Here is a 14,502-nt window from a genome sequence, read left to right as displayed (position 1 = left end):
CCTCTGCCGCCAAGAGTTGTGACAGAAATTGCCTTTCATTTCAATGCGCCAGACAAGCTGGGCTATGTGTGCCGATTCGCACGCAAGGCTCTGCGTCATGGTGCGCGCATCGTGGTTCTGGGAGATGGAGCTGCGCTGAGCCGGCTTTCGCCCCGTTTGTGGAGCATGTCGGCCACGGATTTTCTTGCGCATGCTTGCGAGTCGGATGGAGCACAGATGCTTGCTGCTTCTCCCGTCATCCTGGCCGAACACCTGCAGGACTTGCCTCATTACGATGTGCTGGTCAATCTCACGCCGCAGGTGCCCTCGGGGTTTGAGCGCTTCGAGCGTGTGGTGGAAATCGTTTCTTCCGGCGATGAGATGGATCGCCAGGATGCGCGTGCCCGCTGGCGCGACTATGCAGCGCGTGGTTTTTCCATTGTCCGGCACGATCTGAATCTCAAGGGCTAGGTCATGAACTCCTCATCCAAAGTTCCGCCACGCTTCGTCCCTACCTTGACCGAGGTAGTTCAGCACGAGCCAGGGTCGCCTGAAGAAGCCGCACACAGTGGCCACACTGCAGAGCCTCAAGAGGCTCTGGGCTATGCGGCGCAGGTGCTCGATTCGCAGACTGGGCAAGAGAGCACGGCCCCTGTGCCTCGAGCGTCATTTCACACGCCCTGGCTGGCCGATGGACTCTACGTTCGAAACAGGCCTGCCACCATTCCGCATCAGTTGCCACCTTTGCCGGAGTCTTTGCCGCCGCAGCAGCCATTCGCGGAGGGCATCGCTGCGGAGGCGATCGGGGCCGTATCCGTCGAGCAGACTGGGCATGAGATGACAACTGCCGAGTTCGTGCAAGCCTTGCCGTCTGTCGACCGGATGGCTCAGCCATCCACACCGGACCCCGCAGAGCCTGTGGATGCAGAAGCTCTGCCTTGGCATGAAGAGCTCCATGAGGATGCCAGCGCGCCGGTTGCACAGCTCGTGGATGTGGATCCGGCGATTGAATCGCCCCCAGCCTTGGAGGAGGCCGATCTGCCCCAAGCACTGGATGCGTATGGGGCGGTGGCTGCCGAAGAATATCTGGTCCACCGGCTCATGCAACGAGTGGACCTTGTGCTGGAGCACAAGCTCAAGGAAGCAATAGCTCAGGTTGTGGAAGCGCAGACCCGATCCATGGTGCTTCGCCTGCGTGAAGAGGTGGAGACCGTGGTGCGTCAATCGGTCTACGAGGCCGTGGAGGCCGAGCTGGCGCTGCAAGCCCGGCAGTAGTCGCCGAGCTATGGCGGTTAGCGGTTAGCGGTTAGCGGTTCAAACGCAGTGGGCCGCTGAAAACTTCGGGATTCAGGATGTTGCTGGGCTGGCCGTCGGCAAAGTTCACCACGTTCTCAAATGCAGCACGGAAATACAGCTCATAGCTGTCTTGCTCCACGTAGCCGATATGGGGCGTGCAGATGCAGTTCTCCAGACGGAGCAGGGCATGGCCTTGCAAGATCGGCTCGCTCTCGAATACATCGATCGCGGCCAGTCCCGGGCGGCCGCGGTTCAGGGCACACAGCAGTGCTTCGGGCTCCACCAGTTCGGCGCGCGAGGTATTGACGAACAAGGCCGTCGGTTTCATGCGTGCCAGCTCCTGTGCCGTCACAATGCCGCGCGTCGCGTCGTGCAGACGCAGATGCAGCGACAGCACATCGCATTGTTCAAAAAAAGCTTCTTTGGACGGGGCACTCAGATATCCATCGGCCTCGGCCTTGTGACGCGAGGCTTCGCTGCCCCAAACACAGACCTGCATGCCAAAGGCCTTGCCATAGCCAGCCACCAGTTGCCCGATGCGGCCGTAGCCCCAGATACCCAGAATGCGTCCGCGCAGCACGCTGCCCAGTCCGAAGTTGGGCGGCATGGAGGCCGCCTTGAGTCCGGACTGCTGCCATGCACCATGTTTGAGATTGGAGATGTACTGCGGCAGACGGCGCATGGCCGACATGATCAGCGACCAGGTCAGCTCCGCCGGAGCAATGGGAGAGCCCACGCCCTCTGCAACCGCCACACCACGCTCGGTGCAGGCCTGCACATCGATATGGGCGCCAGCCTTGCCCGTCTGGGCAATCAGCTTGAGCCGGGGCAGTTTATCGAGCAGCTGGCGCGAGATCTGGGTGCGTTCGCGAATCAGGACGATGACATCCGCGTCGCGCAGTCGAACCGAGAGCTGACCCACGCCCTTGATGGTGTTGGTATAGACCTTTGCGTTGAAGGCGTCGAGCAGCTTGGCGCAATCGAGCTTGCGAACCGCGTCTTGGTAATCGTCCAGGATAACGATGTTCACCACTGGAATCCTTAAATAAGTGGCTGAGTTTATTGAATGAAATTCAATGCGATCAAAGGCTTAGGATTGCTTCTGTGAAAACTTACGCCAAATCGACGCCACCAGATTCCCTACGCGCACCCTACACACTCCAGAGCTTAGCGTAGGTTTGGCGCAGGTTTTGAAAGCTACGCTGGCCCAGGGAATTTGCATGTATCTTGATGCCCATGCCGCAAAAGCTCTGTCCGATGGGAATGCTATTGTGATCCAAGGTTGTCCTGGGGCGCGACTGCAGGCTGTTGCGTCAGCTAAAAACTGGGTTTATAGGTATAAGTCCCTGGTAGACGGGCGTAGGCGACAGGTCATGTTCGGGACTTGGCCGAGTACCTGTTTTACTGATGTATCCAAACCCCTCCAGCGGATGTGAGGGACGCCATTCCGGGCCATGTGACTCCCGGTGCGGATGGCATCTGCAATTGCCACAAATACGACGCCGAGAAACAGCAATGGTTGCAGCCATCTGGCACTGCGGCTCGAGGCCGTTGATCAAGCTGCTGCTGTGTGAGTGCGCAGAGGCTTTTTGGGCGCCGGTGTGTTCCGGCAACTGCAATCGAGACAACGGGTGCCTGCTCACCCATGCGTCAGGAGCGCTAGTCAGCCAGCGCCCCGCGCTGATTTGCCGAGGCTGGGGCAGGTTGTCTGCTTTGCCGTTCAAGGCGCTCAAAGGTCTTTCAGAGCAGATCCATCAGTTGAGCCGCGACTTCTTTGGCGATGATTCTGGGAGGTATTGCCAGGGAGATGCATCTTTGATTCAGTCATAAAAAAGCCCGCTCAAAGACGGGGCCGGGGGCGAGTGCTATGGGCGAGGGCGGCCGCGAGTTGCTGCTTCTTGACGGACTCGTGACGAACCAGGGAAACCATTGTGTTTCGGAGGAGATTTGCAGGGTTCTCGGCGCAATTGTTAACATTCAGGCGTTTATCAGTCCACTTAGCAAATGGACTCCACCTTCTGAGTCTCAGAGCATGGGTCACCACAATTGCGTTGCCGCGTGAATGAGCTTTCCTGATCCGCCAATTCATGCCTAGCAATTTGCAGCTGTACTTGTTGGTCGCGCCGGTATGCATAACGGCATTGGGCGCACTCATGGCTTTTTGCTGGCTTGGACAGCGCCGCTCCGTGTTTTTGCTCTCGACGGCTTGTGGGTTGACACTTACGGGGCTTGCCTTGGGTTGGCAATGCTTGACACCTCACGGGCAACTGGTTCGGTGGGCTATTTACACCGGGCCCATCTATCTGCTTGGTGCCTGGCTCTGTACCTGGGGCGTCGCTCAGAAATTTTCCGTCTCCTCATATCCCAAGGTCTCGGCCCTGGTATCGATCATCGTGGTTGCTGCTCTTTACGAGTACAGCATCGTGCAGGACAACATTGCAGCGCGCGTGCTCTGGCTGAACACCGGGCTTGGCATCATTCACTTCATACCGTTTCCGGCCATCGCGCTAAAAAGAGTCAGACGTGACGGGCTGGAGAAGCTGCTTTACCGGTCCTACGGGGCCTTTGCGATCTACACAGTGCTAAGGCCCATCATGGTGCTGTTTCTTGGATTCACTGAGCTCCAGGACATGCTCAGCTCCATTTACTGGTTGGTCACCATGCTGGGATCGCTGTTGTTCAGCCTGGCGTTCTCGGGCCTCATGCTCATCGTTTCGATGAGGGATGCAATGGCCACACTCAGAGACGAGCGCAATCACGACATGCTGACTGGCGTGTTGAATCGTCGTGGCTTCTGGGAGTTAGCGGACCTGCTGGCCAGAGATCGAAAAGCGCAGCCGATCTCCATCGTGGCGGCGGATCTGGATCACTTCAAGCGGGTCAACGACAGCTGGGGGCACGAGTATGGCGACGGAGTACTCAAGGCCGTCGCGGAAGTCGTACAGGCAAGTGTCCGTGGTAGCGACCTGGTGGCTCGCTTTGGAGGCGAAGAATTTGTGTTGCTGTTGACCCATGCCGACATTGAGACTGCACAACGTGTGGCGCAGCGTATTCGTGCAGGAGCGGTCGAGATCATTGCGCCATTGCCCGATGGCCAGCGTGTGACCTTGAGCATGGGTATCGTGGTCAACCCATTCGGCAGTGATCTGCGCGAAGCCGTGATGCGGGCTGACCAGCAACTCTACAAGGCCAAGGAGCTCGGGCGCGATCAGGTCGTCGTGCATGGACCAGGTGACGTCGCGGCAGCGGCGTGAGATGCAGGATGCACTCAGCTCTTCTTGCCAAAGAGTGATGGCCGCTCGGCGGACTGCGCTGCGTCGCGCATAAATGGAGGCACGGACAGTACAAGCAAAAGCGCGGCCAGCGGAACCACGCAGATGAAGCCGAGATGCTTGAAGCCCAGTGCACCGGTAATGCCGCCCAGTACAAACATCAAAATCAGCCCTGCGGACACCTTCATACGGCGCCAGTCATGCCGAACCAGGGGCGATAGTTGCAGGCCGGCGTTGGCATGGCGCTTCCAGAAAAACATCTTGCCCAGTTCCATGCCCAGATCCGTGAAATTGCCGGTCATGTGCGTGGTGCGAGTGCTGCCGCCGGACGTCTTGGAGCCCACGGCATTCTGCAAACCCATCATGAAGGACAGCAGCAGCACGGTCAGCGGCACTGCGAAGGGTGTGTTCCAGGTCAAGGTGACTGTGCCCATCAGGCCGAAGGCAATCAGCATGACGGCCTCCAGCATCAGCGGCAGGGCATAGACGCTGTACAGGTGACGTTTGCGTCCCCAATTCACCAGCAACGCGCACACGGCCGCGCCAGTTGTAAAGGCGATGATGGCACCAAGCGCATTCAGCAGCAGCTTGGCGTTCTCAAGCACCAGGCCATCAGCCAGTTGAGAGGCGAAGCCCGTCATGTGCGAGGTATACATCCGCAGCACAAGAAAGCCACCTGCGTTGACCGCGCCAGCATTAAAGGCCAGCAGCAGACCCAGGGCGATATTGGTGGACGGCGTGCGATGCCGGTTGGTGAGATGGCGAAGTCTGCGCATCAAAGATTCCACTGACAAAAGTGCACCCATGACGGGGTACATCAATGCTGACAAATGGGTTTGCCAGCGACCATGCATGGATCATTGTGGGCCAACTTGGATACGTGAGCTGCCTGGTGCGTGATGGCATTGGTCAGTGATTTCACCGGCTCACATCAGCAAGGCCATGGGGTGGTCTGCCGGTATGGTGTGTTCAAAGCTGATGTCAGGGTAAGTTCGGCCTTCCACATGAACGCGGTCTCGGCCAGCATTTTTGGCGCTGTACAGCAACTGGTCAGCTTGCCTCAGTGCACCTTCAAGCTGTTCAGCATTGCTGATTGATGTGATGCCGAAGCTCAGCGTCAGTGCTGGCCCGTTCGGCAATACCTCCTGGTCATTTCTCAACTCCAGGCCAATGCGCGTGGCGACTTGCTCGGCACCTTGCAAATCGATCTTGGTCAGCAGAACCATAAATTCTTCACCGCCGAAGCGTGCAACCAGATCATTGCTGCGCACATTGTGCTGCATCGCTCTGGCGACAAGCTGCAAGACCTCGTCACCTTTGTCATGCCCCCAGTTGTCGTTGATGCGTTTGAAGTGATCAATATCGCTGGCCAGAAGCGCCATGGGATACAGGCGCTGGTCGCTCAGGCGATGCTGTGCAGCTTCCCTGAATGCGCGGCGATTCAGTATCTGGGTCAAGGCATCCAGGTCGCGTTCAGTGCGCAGTTGACGGACTGTGTCCCTGATGGTGACTGCACAGACTAAAACGGTGAAGAGCAAGGCAAAAAGCAAAATACTCATCAGCGTTGTCAGCCAATAGGTTGAGTTGGCATCCATGGCATCGCCGAGACCGTTATGCGCGAAAGCTGCGACCAGCGTTGGGCGCAGCATGGTAAAGACTGCATAAGACAGATAGGACCACAGCAAAGTCCTATCCAGCCAATCGTTGGTGAGGCCTCGTTTGAGAACTGCTGGCACTGGCAGCAAGAGCATCAGTGCTACGCCTATACCGAATGCGTGCAGCCGACCCACCTGGTTCTGTGCCACATTGACGAAGTAGTAGAGCGAGGCCAGCGTTGCGGCACACAAGACAAGGGCAGCAAGCGGATATGTGGGTACACGTCGACGCTCTGAAAAGCTCTTGGAAAAACACCAAGCTCCCGCCAGAAACAGTGCGTTGACGAGAACCACATAGTGATTGAGGACTTCAAACTTCAGCACGCTGCGAATGCTGATGGACATTGCTGTTAGCAGGAAAGCGGCGCACAGCCAGAGCAGAAAGCGTTGCTTGGGCTGGGTCGCCCAGCACACCCCCAGCAGGCCGGCCAAGAAGAGCAGGGACAGAGATGGCATCAACACAAAGATGTGGTCGTTGCTCGTATGCATACACAGCCCTTCTGCTAGTGATCACCAACAGACAGGCCAGACTGGCCATATCTCTAGTCAAATCTAAATGCCAGGGCGGCGACTAATGTGTCAGCCGCTCATCTTCCGGATCAGAAATTAACAACTTCTTGCGATTTCTGACAGTTCACTTTTCCTTTTTTTGGAGGTGAAATAACTAAAAGTGACATTGGCTGACAGAGTGCCGCCAGCATCGTCGGTACCAACCCTTAGCCCCTATGAATGAAGGAAACGAGGGATTGATGCGAATCAGGAGTTTTGGCGGCTCAATTGAAAAAGGCGGAATTTGCTACATTGAGTCCATGAAAAAAGCACTTGGAACCACCAGCGCAGTACTTTCTGCGCTTGCTATCAGCGGTTGCGCCCAGCCTCAGCCTGCTGCGCCTGTGATTGGCATGGCCAACCCCGCATCGGTGTACTGCGCCAAGCTGGGCGGCAAGACCCGCATCGAGAAGACAACAGCCGGAGAGCGCGGCATCTGCGTGCTGCCCAATGGCACGGAAATCGACGAGTGGGAGCTGTTCCGCCGCGACCACCCTGCAAAGTAGTCGCGCCGTAGTCTTCACATCGGCGGGCTCAGGTGCTGGTGGGCTCTTGGTGCGCAGTGGATGACGTGGGCATGTACCTCGCTGAGGCCAAGGGGCGGCGTGACCCATCGTGTCTGCGTGAATAGAAAACAAACCCACACGGCGAAGGCTGGGTGGGCGGGATCTGGACAGTTCAGCCAGCTTTACCAATGGGTAAGGCATTGGCTGTGCCCAAAACAGTCCGCACCGGGCCGTCTTGAGTCTGCGCAAAGAAGTCATGCCGTTCCTGGTGCAGCTGCATTCGACCTGCTTGCTGTATGCAAATCTGAAAAATTTGTGCGAACTTGTGGCGCTTTAGATGGGGCGCATTGGCCCCCTGTGTGTCAAAGCATGCTTTTTGCTGTTAGCCGTGGGTTGGGGGCGCAGGCGGTGGCGCGTCGCATGGAGCAATTGGTAACTGATAAGCGCTCCTGGCAATGCCATGCGAATGACATAGTGATAAGTTTTTCATCTGTCCTTCAGCTCACCAGCTATACCTGAAGAATTCCTTGGGGGCTTGAGGTGCAGCTCTTATGAAGGAGAAAATCATGGCCACTCCAGTAAGCGTTGAGAAGCTAGAAGTCAGGTCGCACAGCGAGCCAGATGAACTTCGCACACCTAGCAAAACTCGCGTGGAGCTCGTAAAGCTTCAGGGCTACACGATTGGGCGGTTTAACTTTGAGCCCGGATGGCGCTGGTCCGAATGCATCAAGCCCGTGGTGAAGACCGACTACTGCCAACTCTCGCATGTGGGGCACGTCGTTTCGGGAAAGCTCACCGTTCAAATGCAGGATGGCTCTCAGAAAATGCTCAGCGCAGGAGAGTCCTACGCCATCCCACCCGGTCACGACGCCTGGGTCGAAGGCAATGAACCCTTTGTCGGCCTTGAGGTGCTAAGTGCAGAGGTCTACGCAAAACCTTCCGAATAACGCTCGCGCAAGTGCTTGCGGGCTTGCGACATGACAGATTGATGTAGCGGTAGTACATGCCAACCACTTGGCAAAAAAGCCTTCTAGGTCTGAAGCCTGGCGGGCTTTTGTCTGCTTGGAGGGCGCTTTCGAGCTTCTGAATTGGTGATTCCGTTGCGCTTGCCCTATCTGCATTTGAAAGTGTGCTGCCACTGATGGCATCGTCTGAATTGAACTAGCTGTCTTGCTTTCCATAGCAGGCAGCAGTCGGCTGCGCTGGCTGTCGCGGTGCTGCAGATATTGCCGCACGGTGTCTATGGGGCATGTGCTGTTCGCGGGGGCTGCGGGGCGTGGTAGATCAGGGCTTTTCGCGCAGGCACTGGACGGTGTGGGCGTCCAGCCATTCGGCGTGCATGCCCGGGCAGGCGAACTCGTCGCGCACGGATTTGGTGAGGGCGGTGGGCTCGTCAGCCTGGGCGTTGGGGGTGGCAAGCCACAGTACGCCCATGAAGATGGCGGCGACGAGGATCAGGGATTCGATGATCTTTTCCATGATATTTCTCCGGTCTGGCGCTTGTCAGGAAAACGCCTGTAGCTATCAAAATCGATGAGGTTGACCGTTCACAGCGGCCAGGCTTCCGGGGTGGTGGCAATGACGACCGCCACGCCGATGAGGCAAAAGATCCCCAGGAGGGTGAGGCTCCATTGCGCGGCGGTCAGTAGCCTTGCTCCAAGGCCGGGGCGATCAAGAGCAGGGCTGCGAGGAGCAGCGCGAGCGCGACGGTGGGGATGTGTGGCCATTTCACAGGCCCCCCTTCTCGCGCAGGCGCTGCACGAGGTCTTCATCAACGGGTTGAGGAACGGTGCTGTACAGCATGGAATCTCCTTGTGGCGAGAGGCAGGCCCGCTGGATAGGCGGGGGCGAATAAAAAAGGCCAGCGCTCTTGCGAGCAGGCGAAACCAACGAAGGTATGGAGTGAATGCGCTTCGCGCTCTGGTGCAGCAAGCTGTTGCTTGGAATTTTACTGTTATTTTCATCAGTGCTGTTCATTTGTACAGTAGTTTAAATTTGCCCTGTACAGCGCGTCAACAGACGTCGACCCCATGTGTTGCGTGGCCGCACTGAGTGCCTGCCAGTGCCTGCCGGCAAAGAAAAAGCCCACCGGCGTTGGCGGGTGGGCTTGTGCGTAAAGGCCGATGCCTTGCGGCGTGCCTGGGGAAGCGGAGGGAGGGTAGAGAACCTCAGGCTCGGCAGAAAGCGATGGGTAACGTCACCATCTGGTGTGACCGCTCAGACCGCAGCCCACAGCTTGTGCACTACGTACGGTATTGGCAAAGCGTATTTCAGGCCTCGATTTTGAGCAATACCTTGTACCTGGAGCAATCACACCAGATGGCCCCGCTTGACCCTGCGGGGAGAGGTCGCGCTTAAGGCCCGCGGGGCCGGGAGGCTACATTTGAAAATCTCCGCGCAAAAAAAAGCCGACCGCGAGGTGGGCTGAACTCCAAATGGATGGCGGCCGGCGCTGACCGGCCTGCGGTTTTTCTTGAGTTTGGGCACTAGCGCATGTGTGGCTGCGTGCCGGGGTCAGACAAAGGGCACACCATAGTGGTCATAAACACGGCGGCCGTAGTCGTCGGTGTATTCGGGCAATGTGCCTCCCTCGTAGTGAGGGGCATTTTCAAGCCGCTCCTTGGTGACGGAGACCACGTACCCGCCTTGGCTGGGTTCGTATTTGAGGCTATCCCACGGCAGTGGGTAGAGATCTGAGCCGATGCCCAGGAAACCGCCAAACTGCATCACTGCATATCGAATCTTGCCGGTGAGCTTGTCGATCATCAGTGAGTCGATAGCTCCCAGTTTTTCGCCGTTGGGGTTGTAGACGTTGGTGCCGTTGACACGATCGGATGAGATGACAGGTGAGGTTAATTGCATTCCTGCTCCTTTCTTTGCGTGATACAGAACAACGCTGGCAAGGTGGGCCAGCGCCGGGCGCTGACTTTCACTGCTGAGGCGTTTTGTGCTGCTGCCCAGGCTGCTGTTGCTGAGCAGGGTTCTTCTGCTGTCCCGGGGTTTGCTGTTGCTGCTGGCCGGGCTGGCTGGTGCTCTGGCCTGGCTGGCGTTGCCCAGGGTTTTGCTGCTGCTGTTGCTGCTTGTCCTGTTGGCTGGGGCTGTGCTGCTGGTTCGCTTGTTGCGTCATGTCCTTCACTCCTTCAGGTTGGTGATCAGCAAACCGGGTTGGCTTGCTGTGGGTGCATGGTCGCCGAGTCATGGAAAACCCTTCTGTAGGAGAACGTGGCACAACGCTGAATTTTGTGAGTTCACGGCCATTACGTAGCATTTGGTTTACGTTTGAGGCGGAACTCTCGATATTCCTCACAGTATTCATCCAAACGCGCAGCAGGATGTGGTGGGTTCTGGGCTCATTCAGGATTGCGGTCGCTGTCTCCACGATGCAAGTCGCTCCAAACGCAGTACCCTGAATCGGGTCCACCGGCTGGCCTTATGCCTTGGTGAAGGGCGCTGCCGTGATTCCGCCTGCCTTGCCGTTTTGCCCTTTTGCCCTTGTCCGCCTTCGACAGGCCCATTGGCTTTTTCCAGAGCTAGCCGTTTGGATAGCTTCCGGCGTTTGATGAATCGGCGCTGGAGGACTATTTGACCTAAATTCCTGGGTGCGGAAAAGCCTTGCAGCTACTGGTTGGCAGGGGCTGTTTTGTTCAGGCCAGGCAGCTCAGGTCGTAGCCCACCATGAAGAGCGAAGCTTCCATGGCGCGCATGCGATCGGGCTGGCCTGAAAACAGGCTGGGGGTCTTGCGCAGGGTCTCGGCCATTACCCAGGCCAGTCGCACCTTGGCGCCAGCCCAGCGCTGGGGCGTGCTTTGGCTGGTGTAGAGCAGGGTGCCCGGCGTCGGTGGCTGGTCAAACAGGCAAGCCAGTTTGTGCTGGAGCTTCTGGCTGCCGCCGGCCAGCGGGAAGCTCAGCGTATCGGGCAGGTGGGGCGTGCCGCTGCTGCGGCGCCAGAACTCCACCAGAGCAGCCGCTGCGGCGCTGACCCGTGAGTCATAGATGGGCAAGCCTTCGGCCGAATAGAAGGCGTGCACCTTGGTGAGCATGGAGTTCATGAGCCGCACTGTCGGAAAGCCGGTGCGCAGGCTGGCCGAGCCAAGCGCCATTTCCTGGTGGGTCTGGGCAATGTAGTGGCTGATGTTAGAGCCAAGGCCCACAAGAAAGGGCCGCGCGCCTTCTTTGGGGTTGCGCTCGCCGCCCCAATCCAGCACATCGCTACAGGCGGCCAGGGTGGCTGTCGCATCGTTGGCCTGCACGGCAGTGCGCAGCTTGGCAGAAAGAGTGCTTGTCTTTATGCACGACTCGGCCCAGTCGCCCGTTGTCAGGCCAGTCGCCCGCCAGCGGTAGTGGCGAGGTACCAGATCGGCAAAACAGGTGGTGGCTATCAAGCCCTTGGGTACGTAGCTGGAAGAGCGAATGTTCAACTGAATCTGTCGCTGGGGGAGTGTGGCTGCAAGCCAGTCGGTAAAGCCAACGACTTCGGGCTGTTGCAGGAATTCGGTGCGGTTCATTGATGCCTCGTGGCCTGTCGGATTTCTTGTGTTGGTCAGTTGGTGCAGCTTTGACATTGTCGCCCGTCGCAGGCGGCTGACGGAGCAAAGAAAGGCGACTGCAGCAATGAGTGCGCACGCCCCTGGTTTGCTCTGTGATGGTGTTTTGAGCGCATTTTCAGTTTCTGCTCCTTCGGTGGTTGAGGAGACTCCATGCGCCGAAACCGAGCGAGATCGTGCACCAGGTAAGCCAGCGCTATCGAGGGCCTGGCGCAGCCCGGCTCGCGCGCAGCGATTGCCATCGCCTATGCCATTGCTGCATGTGGCATTAAAGCCGCTGGTCTGGCGGGCTGGGTATTGTCTATCTGCTGGTGAGGATCAGAACCTGAACGTCGCTCCGACGATCGGGCCGCTCTGGCTGAAGTCCAGTCGCTTGCCCTCGTCACGGTAGTCCACACTCAGGTGGCGGTAGCCAACGGACACAAAGATGTTTTCCTTGACTTGGTAGTTCACCGAGCCGTGCACCTGCCAGGTGAACTTCGAGCCCACATCCAGCCCACCCATATCGGCATACACCAAGGTGGACCAGCGCGGCGCAATGTCGTAGCGCCAACGTGCGGCGACCACGGGGTCGACGAACGAGGTGTTGGACTGCGCCGAACCCACCCCTGGCACATTCACTTCGGCCTTGATCTGCCACAGGCGCAGCCCCGCCATCAGGTCAACGCTCGACTGCGGGCTCAGCATCCAGTTGTGACCGCCGGTCATTGTCAGCGAGGTCTGGCGAATCTTGGCATTTGCGCTCAGGCCTAAGGGTAGGGCAGCCTTGTCCGATGTGGCTGCGTAGCTGAAGTCGCCCTGCAGCACATATTGCCCCTTGCGTGCCGTGCCGTTCACAAAGGCAGCAGCGTCCAGATCCTCCAGAATGTCCGAGAACGATTTGTTCACGTTCACCGTGGGCGCTCCTCTGAACGGGCGGACGCTGCCGTTCAGCCCCGTCATCCATACATAGGGCGTGAGCTGAAAGCGCCATGCATCGGCCTCAGCCTTGTTCTGAGCCCAGGCTGGCGCGCCTGCCAGCAGGCCCGCGGCCAGTGTCGCAGCTGCCATGCCCGGAATGGTGGTGATGTGCTGGCTCATTTGTCTCCCTTACAGCGTGTTCTTGTACACCTTGCCGTCCTTCATGATCAGGCGCAGGTTCTGTTCCGGGTTGCTCAGGAAGTCCAGATTCACCGTCGGGTCGCCATCGGCCACCAGAAGATCGGCAAATGCGCCAGGGGCGATGCGGCCCAGTGGTTGGGGATAGGGGTTGCGCTCGCCCGACAGGGCCAGCAGTTCGCCGTTGGTGCCCGTGGCCTGCTTCAGCAGCGTCATGGGGTCGTAAAAGCGCGTCAGCTTGGCCAGTTGCTTGCCCTGTGTGACAGTGCCCTTGGGGTTGAACAGAATGTCCGTGCCCCAGCCCGTCTTGATGCCGTACTTCTGCGCCATCTCATAGGCGCGCACCGTGCCCTGGGCCACGCGCGACTGGTTCTCGCGGCGCACTGCATCGGTATAGGGGTTGGCGTCCTCGTCCTGTAGAAACGGCTGCAGGCTCCACCACACGCCTTCGTCGCGCATCATGCGCACGCTTTCCTCGTCGGCCAACTGGCCGTGTTCGATGCTCTTCACGCCCGCCTTGATGGCCCGCTTGATGCCTTTGGGCGTGTAAACATGGGACATCACATAGGTGTTCCAGTCTGCGGCGGCCTCCACTCCGGCGCGCAGCTCCTTCTCGGTGAACTGGGTGCTGTCCAGCGGGTCGTACAGCGATGCCACGCCGCCGCCTGCCAGCATCTTGATTTGCGATGCCCCCAGCATCAGCTGCTCGCGCACGCGGCGCAGCACCTCGGCCTCGCCGTCCGCAATCATGGCCACGCCGGTCTGCTCCACCATGCTCAGCGGCTCGTTCGCCGCACGCGGAATATCGCTGCGAAGGCGGAAGTCGCCATGGCCCGAGGTCTGAGAAATCATCGCCCCGCTGGGATAGATGCGCGGGCCCGGGACCATGCCCTCGTCGATCGCGCGCTTGAGCGCAAAGGCTGGGCCGCCCGCGTCGCGCACCGCGGTGAAGCCGCGCATCAGCGTGCGCTGCGCCTCTTGTGCGGCGGAGATGTACAGATAGCCCAGATCTGCCGTCATGGCCGTCATTTGCGGCACGGCCGCCAGCATGGTGTGCCAGTGCGTATCGATCATGCCCGGCATCACCAGCTTGCCCTGGCAGTCGATCACCTGGGCACCTTCGACCTTCTCGCCGGCAGAGGGCAGGGCGGCAATCAGCTTGCCCTGGATCAGCACCTGCACGCCTTGGCGCACCGACTTGCCCGTACCGTCAAACAGGCGCAGATTGGTCAGCAACACGGGGCCGTCGGCCGGCCTGGCCGCGCCGCCCACACCTGTCTCGGCTGCATGCAGGGCCACAAATGGCGCCATCATGGCCGCCACCCCGCCCACAAACATGCGGCGCGACATATCGCTCATGACCCGCTCATGCAGCAACTGGCACACCACGCTACCGCAGGTGCAGGCCCTCGGGCGAATCGGGCCGGTCTGCCATGCCAGGCCGGCATCGGTTGCGATTGCGTGACTCATCTGCCTTATCCCTTTTTTCAAAATGAACAAGAGACGCCGCTGCTGGCGTGAAAAATGGAACCTAATGTTCACAATTTGATGCACCGATGCTACACGACGATCGGCCCATGAAAAAGCGCCCCACCGCACGAGG

The 14,502-nt window shown here is 58.8% G+C and carries 15 protein-coding genes; 5 read left to right on the top strand and 10 right to left on the bottom strand.

Annotated elements, in window-relative coordinates; genetic code table 11:
- Positions 1 to 18: 18 nt before the first annotated feature.
- Both P353_RS09070 and P353_RS09065 read left to right on the top strand, forming a co-directional pair.
- Complete coding sequence (locus tag P353_RS09070; protein WP_034368218.1) at positions 19 to 450, top strand: DNA polymerase III subunit chi; 432 nt, start codon at positions 19 to 21, stop codon at positions 448 to 450.
- Positions 451 to 453: 3 nt separating this feature from the next.
- Positions 454 to 1,254: a hypothetical protein gene (locus P353_RS09065; RefSeq protein WP_034368214.1), complete on the top strand. Its 801-nt coding sequence runs from the start codon at positions 454 to 456 to the stop codon at positions 1,252 to 1,254.
- Between the two features lie 31 nt (positions 1,255 to 1,285).
- On the opposite strand, the gene P353_RS09060 is transcribed toward P353_RS09065, so the two are convergent.
- Entirely contained in the window at positions 1,286 to 2,305 is a 1,020-nt protein-coding gene (locus tag P353_RS09060) for a D-2-hydroxyacid dehydrogenase family protein (RefSeq protein ID WP_034368367.1), read from the bottom strand.
- Between the two features lie 1,057 nt (positions 2,306 to 3,362).
- Between P353_RS09060 and P353_RS09055 the strand changes: the two genes are divergently transcribed.
- The gene (locus P353_RS09055; RefSeq protein ID WP_034368209.1) at positions 3,363 to 4,529 is read left to right on the top strand and encodes a GGDEF domain-containing protein; all 1,167 of its coding nucleotides are present in this window, start codon (positions 3,363 to 3,365) and stop codon (positions 4,527 to 4,529) included.
- A gap of 14 nt (positions 4,530 to 4,543) precedes the next feature.
- On the opposite strand, the gene P353_RS09050 is transcribed toward P353_RS09055, so the two are convergent.
- The gene (locus P353_RS09050) at positions 4,544 to 5,323 is read right to left on the bottom strand and encodes a YoaK family protein (protein ID WP_034368364.1); all 780 of its coding nucleotides are present in this window, start codon (positions 5,321 to 5,323) and stop codon (positions 4,544 to 4,546) included.
- Between the two features lie 150 nt (positions 5,324 to 5,473).
- Positions 5,474 to 6,691: a sensor domain-containing diguanylate cyclase gene (locus tag P353_RS09045; RefSeq protein ID WP_003053964.1), complete on the bottom strand. Its 1,218-nt coding sequence runs from the start codon at positions 6,689 to 6,691 to the stop codon at positions 5,474 to 5,476.
- Positions 6,692 to 7,011: 320 nt separating this feature from the next.
- Here P353_RS09045 and P353_RS09040 point away from each other — a divergent pair, with 320 nt between their 5' ends.
- Together P353_RS09040 and P353_RS09035 are read left to right on the top strand one after the other, a co-directional pair.
- Positions 7,012 to 7,257: a DUF333 domain-containing protein gene (locus P353_RS09040; RefSeq protein WP_034348676.1), complete on the top strand. Its 246-nt coding sequence runs from the start codon at positions 7,012 to 7,014 to the stop codon at positions 7,255 to 7,257.
- Between the two features lie 566 nt (positions 7,258 to 7,823).
- A complete protein-coding gene (locus P353_RS09035; RefSeq protein ID WP_003053968.1) occupies positions 7,824 to 8,204 on the top strand; it encodes a cupin domain-containing protein in 381 nt (126 codons plus the stop codon).
- Positions 8,205 to 8,541: 337 nt separating this feature from the next.
- Here P353_RS09035 and P353_RS09030 read toward each other — a convergent pair whose 3' ends face one another.
- From P353_RS09030 to P353_RS09005, 7 genes are all read right to left on the bottom strand, one after another.
- On the bottom strand, positions 8,542 to 8,736 hold the full coding sequence (locus tag P353_RS09030; RefSeq protein WP_012838825.1) for a hypothetical protein: 195 nt from the start codon (positions 8,734 to 8,736) through the stop codon (positions 8,542 to 8,544).
- 249 nt (positions 8,737 to 8,985) lie between these two features.
- Positions 8,986 to 9,234, bottom strand: coding sequence for a hypothetical protein (locus P353_RS29515; protein ID WP_190275133.1), 249 nt, complete (start codon positions 9,232 to 9,234; stop codon positions 8,986 to 8,988).
- A gap of 537 nt (positions 9,235 to 9,771) precedes the next feature.
- Positions 9,772 to 10,119 carry a PRC-barrel domain-containing protein gene (locus P353_RS09025; RefSeq protein ID WP_003053976.1) on the bottom strand — a complete coding sequence of 116 codons (348 nt, stop codon included), beginning with the start codon at positions 10,117 to 10,119 and terminating at the stop codon, positions 9,772 to 9,774.
- A gap of 67 nt (positions 10,120 to 10,186) precedes the next feature.
- Positions 10,187 to 10,384: a hypothetical protein gene (locus P353_RS09020; protein ID WP_034368207.1), complete on the bottom strand. Its 198-nt coding sequence runs from the start codon at positions 10,382 to 10,384 to the stop codon at positions 10,187 to 10,189.
- A gap of 517 nt (positions 10,385 to 10,901) precedes the next feature.
- Positions 10,902 to 11,762 (bottom strand): hypothetical protein, encoded by an 861-nt coding sequence (locus P353_RS09015; protein WP_034368205.1) that lies wholly within the window; start codon positions 11,760 to 11,762, stop codon positions 10,902 to 10,904.
- Between the two features lie 357 nt (positions 11,763 to 12,119).
- A complete protein-coding gene (locus P353_RS09010; protein ID WP_034368201.1) occupies positions 12,120 to 12,881 on the bottom strand; it encodes a hypothetical protein in 762 nt (253 codons plus the stop codon).
- Positions 12,882 to 12,890: 9 nt separating this feature from the next.
- Positions 12,891 to 14,369, bottom strand: coding sequence for a metal-dependent hydrolase family protein (locus tag P353_RS09005; protein ID WP_034368198.1), 1,479 nt, complete (start codon positions 14,367 to 14,369; stop codon positions 12,891 to 12,893).
- Positions 14,370 to 14,502 lie beyond the last annotated feature (133 nt).

Source organism: Comamonas testosteroni (genome assembly GCF_000761245.1).
Taxonomy (GTDB): Bacteria; Pseudomonadota; Gammaproteobacteria; order Burkholderiales; family Burkholderiaceae_C; genus Comamonas; species Comamonas testosteroni_C.
The sequence above is the reverse complement of the archived record's forward strand: the minus strand, read 5'-3'. Positions and strand labels throughout refer to the sequence as shown.

Bases quoted from the DNA above. Each gene is read 5' to 3' on its own strand.
- P353_RS09010 (WP_034368201.1), bottom strand. From the start codon at position 12,881: ATGAGCCAGCACATCACCACCATTCCGGGCATGGCAGCTGCGACACTG.
- P353_RS09055 (WP_034368209.1), top strand. From the start codon at position 3,363: ATGCCTAGCAATTTGCAGCTGTACTTGTTGGTCGCGCCGGTATGCATA.
- P353_RS29515 (WP_190275133.1), bottom strand. From the start codon at position 9,234: ATGAACAGCACTGATGAAAATAACAGTAAAATTCCAAGCAACAGCTTG.
- P353_RS09050 (WP_034368364.1), bottom strand. From the start codon at position 5,323: ATGCGCAGACTTCGCCATCTCACCAACCGGCATCGCACGCCGTCCACC.
- P353_RS09035 (WP_003053968.1), top strand. From the start codon at position 7,824: ATGGCCACTCCAGTAAGCGTTGAGAAGCTAGAAGTCAGGTCGCACAGC.
- P353_RS09005 (WP_034368198.1), bottom strand. From the start codon at position 14,369: ATGAGTCACGCAATCGCAACCGATGCCGGCCTGGCATGGCAGACCGGC.
- P353_RS09030 (WP_012838825.1), bottom strand. From the start codon at position 8,736: ATGGAAAAGATCATCGAATCCCTGATCCTCGTCGCCGCCATCTTCATG.
- P353_RS09045 (WP_003053964.1), bottom strand. From the start codon at position 6,691: ATGCATACGAGCAACGACCACATCTTTGTGTTGATGCCATCTCTGTCC.
- P353_RS09025 (WP_003053976.1), bottom strand. From the start codon at position 10,119: ATGCAATTAACCTCACCTGTCATCTCATCCGATCGTGTCAACGGCACC.
- P353_RS09015 (WP_034368205.1), bottom strand. From the start codon at position 11,762: ATGAACCGCACCGAATTCCTGCAACAGCCCGAAGTCGTTGGCTTTACC.
- P353_RS09065 (WP_034368214.1), top strand. From the start codon at position 454: ATGAACTCCTCATCCAAAGTTCCGCCACGCTTCGTCCCTACCTTGACC.
- P353_RS09040 (WP_034348676.1), top strand. From the start codon at position 7,012: ATGAAAAAAGCACTTGGAACCACCAGCGCAGTACTTTCTGCGCTTGCT.
- P353_RS09020 (WP_034368207.1), bottom strand. From the start codon at position 10,384: ATGACGCAACAAGCGAACCAGCAGCACAGCCCCAGCCAACAGGACAAG.